This is a genomic window from Clostridium sp. ZBS15 (genome assembly GCF_023845705.1).
Taxonomy (GTDB): domain Bacteria; phylum Bacillota; class Clostridia; order Clostridiales; family Clostridiaceae; genus Clostridium; species Clostridium aquiflavi.
The window spans coordinates 1-3,894 of sequence record NZ_JAMQHY010000006.1 but is presented as its reverse complement, the minus strand read 5'-3'; the positions used below and the strand labels follow the sequence as shown (position 1 = coordinate 3,894).

The 3,894-nt window shown below is 27.8% G+C and carries 4 protein-coding genes and 2 tRNA genes; 5 read left to right on the top strand and 1 reads right to left on the bottom strand.

Annotation, left to right across the window (positions count from 1 at the left end; translation table 11 throughout):
* Nucleotides 1-25: 25 nt before the first annotated feature.
* Together NG904_RS02890 and NG904_RS02885 are read left to right on the top strand one after the other, a co-directional pair.
* A tRNA-Ile gene (locus NG904_RS02890) sits at nucleotides 26-102 on the top strand.
* Nucleotides 103-107: 5 nt separating this feature from the next.
* A tRNA-Ala gene (locus NG904_RS02885) sits at nucleotides 108-183 on the top strand.
* A 32-nt stretch (nucleotides 184-215) separates the two neighbouring features.
* Here NG904_RS02885 and NG904_RS02880 read toward each other — a convergent pair.
* A complete protein-coding gene (locus NG904_RS02880) occupies nucleotides 216-614 on the bottom strand; it encodes an FMN-binding protein (RefSeq protein WP_252216727.1) in 399 nt (132 codons plus the stop codon).
* Nucleotides 615-946: 332 nt separating this feature from the next.
* Here NG904_RS02880 and NG904_RS02875 point away from each other — a divergent pair, with 332 nt between their 5' ends.
* From NG904_RS02875 to NG904_RS02865, 3 genes are all read left to right on the top strand, one after another.
* Nucleotides 947-1,384, top strand: coding sequence for a hypothetical protein (locus NG904_RS02875; RefSeq protein ID WP_252216724.1), 438 nt, complete (start codon nucleotides 947-949; stop codon nucleotides 1,382-1,384).
* Between the two features lie 201 nt (nucleotides 1,385-1,585).
* Nucleotides 1,586-2,044 carry a VanZ family protein gene (locus tag NG904_RS02870; RefSeq protein ID WP_252229658.1) on the top strand — a complete coding sequence of 153 codons (459 nt, stop codon included), beginning with the start codon at nucleotides 1,586-1,588 and terminating at the stop codon, nucleotides 2,042-2,044.
* Between the two features lie 224 nt (nucleotides 2,045-2,268).
* Nucleotides 2,269-3,804 carry an AbgT family transporter gene (locus NG904_RS02865; RefSeq protein WP_252229656.1) on the top strand — a complete coding sequence of 512 codons (1,536 nt, stop codon included), beginning with the start codon at nucleotides 2,269-2,271 and terminating at the stop codon, nucleotides 3,802-3,804.
* Nucleotides 3,805-3,894 lie beyond the last annotated feature (90 nt).

Here is a 3,894-nt window from a genome sequence, read left to right as displayed (position 1 = left end):
ATTAGGACGTTGCCAGGTAATAAAAGGATCTTTAGCTCAGTTGGTTAGAGCAACCGGCTCATAACCGGTAGGTCCGGGGTTCGAGTCCCTGAAGGTCCACCATTTATGGGGGTATAGCTCAGTTGGGAGAGCACCTGCCTTGCACGCAGGGGGTCAAGAGTTCGAATCTCTTTATCTCCACCATTTAATAGAAATAAGCTATGAATATTCATAGCTTATTTTTTTGCTTTTTCTAGAGCATCTGCTATAGCTACTTTCCAATTAGAAGATATATCATTAATGTCATTAATGATAGTTATATCTGCTGACTGATTAGCTAATACTTCTTTTATTGTATCAGCTCTATATTTTTGTATATTAGGATTTGTTTTTCCATTGATATTTTCTCCAGTCCATTCTTCATAATTAATTTCTTTTCCATTAGTATCTAAATGACGAATGACTATATCTACTATTTTACCACGTTCAACATTTACAGTAACATCATCATATCCATCTGAATACATATTACCTTCACCTATATAGATTCCATCTTTATACGCACTTTTATTATTACAACATGTTAAAGATATTGCTAAGAATAAACTTGTAATTATAATTAATATTTTTTTCATATGATCACTCCTTATTACATATAATTTATTTAATGCAGATAAAGATTGATATTAAAAAGTAGTATTTAAACATATAGCAATAATAGTTTGTTCATATAATAGTAAATTTATTAATAAATTATTTTATTTATATATGATTAAAATTATGGTTTTTTTAAGTAAGAAAATTTCAGACTTATGAAATAAACTGTTAACTAACATTAATAGCTATTATTTTAAAACAGTATTGATATTTTACTTATTATAAATAAGACTTTTAGTAATATTTTATTGGCAAATAACATATTAAATTTATAAGGAAATGATTTATTAAAAATAGGGAGTGAAGTTATATGGTTAGAACTATTGTGTGTGAAAAAGACGGATGTAGTGGAAATAAATTTTATATAAATAGCAAAGATAATAAAATAAAATTAGTATGTAGTGAATGTAATAAAGAGTACTACTATGATAATAATAGTTATGATTTTAAAATATTATCAAGCTGTTCATCATGTAATAATAGTAAATTTAAAGTTTTTAAGGATTTAGATAATGATGATATATACGCAAAATGTACTAAATGTGGTGCACCACCAGAAAAGGTATTTATAGATAGTGATGGTGTTCAAGTAACATATGAAGCAAAATTGTTACATGATATAAAGGATTTAATGCATCAAGTGGATCAAAGAGTTTGTAATTTGGAATTAAAGGTTGAAGGCTTAGAAAAAGGTCATGAATTATTAGAAGAATCATTAGCTTACATAAATAAATATATGTGTGAATAAGCTAGATTCAGCAAGATATAGTAAAGTATTTTAATACAATTATACTTGGTGTATAATAATATAAGGTTATGTTTTAGTAAAGTGCTGATATATGCATAAACAAATTGGACTGAGTAATTGAATGCCACTTTGCCTATTGCATATATCAACACATATTTATAAGCATAGTCTTATATTAAATATAATGTAATGGAGTGACTAATGAAAGAAATTAAAAGTACATTTGATAAAAGAAAAGCAATTAACTGGATTTTGTTAATATTATGGATGATTATTATATTTGTTATGTCTAATCAACCAGCAGTTGTATCTGATAAACAAAGTAGTTCAGCAATTATGATATTAACGCAACTAGGAATAAATATGAATAGTATCTTTGGAGAATTAGCTAATTTTATTGTTAGAAAAATTGCACATTTTTTGGAATATATGATATTAGGTATATTAATATTAAATGTTTTAGAAATTCAATATACTAGACAAAAAATAAGGTTATTAGGAATGATGTTAGTATTTTTATATGCTTGTTCTGATGAAATACATCAAGTATTTGTGCCAGGAAGAGAAGGTGCTTTTAGAGATGTGTTGATTGATACATGTGGAGGTACATTTGGAATTTTAATAACAAATAAAATAAAAGCTTTAAGATTNNAATCTTAAAGCTTTTATTTTTAGGAAAAATTGCAAAAATGAATTTTTTAGATGCAAAAAAAATCAAAATAATGCTATAATATTAAAATTTTATACTTTTTATCACTGCTTTTTATCAAATCCGAGGTAATTTTATTGATAAAAATATGATTTAATAATATAATGAATATATATGTATATAAAAATTTCTTAAATTAAAAAAATGATTTTTACATTTTACCGAGGAGGAACTTATGGAAAACAATAAACGTAAGTCTGGGATACTTACATGGGTGGAGAAAATAGGTAATGCACTTCCACATCCTACTACATTATTTGTAATATTTTGTGCAGCCTTAATGATAATATCACATATTGCTTATTTAGCAGGGGTTAGTGTAAGTTATGAAGGAATTGATAGAACCACTATGGAATTAAAAGAATTTACTGTTGGAGTAGTAAGTCTTTTAACACCAGAAGGAATTAGATATATGTTTACAAGTGCAATTAATAACTTTACAAGTTTTGCACCATTAGGAACAGTATTAATTGCATTATTAGGCGTTGGAGTTGCAGAAGGTAGTGGCTTAATTTCAACATTATTAAGGAAATTAGTAACAAGTACACCAAAAAGATTTATAACTATGGTAGTTGTATTTGCTGGGGTAGTTTCTAATATAGCTTCTGATGCAGGATATGTTGTGTTAATACCATTAGGAGCAGTTATATTCAGGAGTTTTGGTAGACATCCATTAGCTGGTATTGCAGCAGCATTCGCTGGTGTTTCAGGTGGATTTAGTGCAAACTTATTACCAGGACCAACTGATGCTTTATTAGGAGGAATTACAACAGAAGCAGCTAAAATATCTCAAGCTGGATATGATGTTCAAATTACATCAAACTGGTACTTTCTAATAGTATCAACTTTCCTTATAACAATTTTAGGTACAATAGTTACTGAAAAAATAGTTGAACCTAGACTTGGAAAATATAAGGGCGAAGAAGAAAAAGAAGAAATTATAAAAATAAGTAAAGAAGAAAAAGGAGGGTTATTATTTGCGGGTATTGCATTTGTATTAACTTTAATTTTATTAGCAATATTAGTTGTTCCATCTAACGGAATACTAAGAAATCCAGAAACAGCAGAGATTTTAAAATCACCATTTATGGATTCTATAGTTGTTATAATTGCAATAGTATTTTTAATACCAGGTATTGCATACGGTGTTGGAGCGGGAACAATTAAGAATGACAAGCAAGTTATTGATTTAATGGGAAAAAGTATGGCTGCAATGGGTGGATACATAGTATTAGTTTTTTTTGCATCTCAATTTGTTGCTTACTTTGCACATAGTAATTTAGGAACAATAATAGCGGTAAAAGGAGCTAATTTCTTACAATCTACAGGAATACAAGGCATACCTTTATTATTAGGATTTATAGTAGTTGCTGCATTCATAAATCTATTTATGGGATCTGCATCAGCTAAATGGGCAATTATGGCACCTATATTTGTACCTATGTTAATGGGATTAAATTACTCACCAGAATTAACTCAAATGGCATATAGAATAGGAGATTCTACAACTAATATTATTTCTCCTCTTATGAATTATTTTGCGTTAGTAGTTGCTTTCTCAGAAAAGTATGATAAAGAGAGTGGAGTAGGAACTCTTATATCAACAATGGTACCATATTCATTAGTATTCTTAATTGGATGGAGTCTATTATTAATAGTTTGGTTTATATTTAAATTACCATTAGGACCAGGAGTAGGTATGATGATGTAATATTGTTTAATAACAAGGTTATATCTTAATATAGTTTTGATATATGTATAAGAAAAGTGGACTGAGTAATTGAACTTAGGAATACTAAAA

What these genes read in the sequence shown, in the direction of transcription:
- NG904_RS02880 (WP_252216727.1), bottom strand. Translation starts at nt 614, where the DNA reads ATGAAAAAAATATTAATTATAATTACAAGTTTATTCTTAGCAATATCT.
- NG904_RS02865 (WP_252229656.1), top strand. Translation starts at nt 2,269, where the DNA reads ATGGAAAACAATAAACGTAAGTCTGGGATACTTACATGGGTGGAGAAA.
- NG904_RS02875 (WP_252216724.1), top strand. Translation starts at nt 947, where the DNA reads ATGGTTAGAACTATTGTGTGTGAAAAAGACGGATGTAGTGGAAATAAA.